Raw genomic sequence first — 397 nt, 5'->3', positions numbered from 1 at the left:
GTACAATGGGAAACGCTGGCTGATTTTACCGAAGAATTAGAGGAAGCAATTGAAGGCTACGAAAAAGCATTAAAAAAATCGATAGCCATTAACTCTAAAGATCATATGTCGTCGGTTGCATTTTCTATGGCAACTTTGCAGTTAGAATTATGCCAAAAAGAGGCTGCAATTAAAAACCTTCAAGATGCTAAAATCAGCGCTAATAAAATTTCTGATAAAGAGCTTAAAGCAGAAATACACGACCTACTAGAGTCGCTGGTAGAAGAAGAAGGCTAGAGCCTTTTTTATTGATATTTATTTTGCTGAGCTACCTAAGCTCAGCACTTTAAAGTAATACATTAAGCACCATTAGTTATTATGGTTTTAAAGGGGCTTTTCTAATGATTTGCTTTTTGGC

The 397-nt window shown here is 35.5% G+C and carries 1 pseudogene; it reads left to right on the top strand.

What is annotated here, in order from left to right:
* A pseudogene (locus tag AAEY62_RS20580) lies at nt 1-276 on the top strand (tetratricopeptide repeat protein); the annotation flags it as partial.
* Nucleotides 277-397 lie beyond the last annotated feature (121 nt).

This window comes from Pseudoalteromonas sp. GW168-MNA-CIBAN-0100 (assembly GCF_040309225.1).
Lineage (GTDB): Bacteria > Pseudomonadota > Gammaproteobacteria > Enterobacterales > Alteromonadaceae > Pseudoalteromonas > Pseudoalteromonas arctica.
Note: the sequence above shows the minus strand (reverse complement) of the source record. Positions and strands in the feature narration are given on the sequence as shown.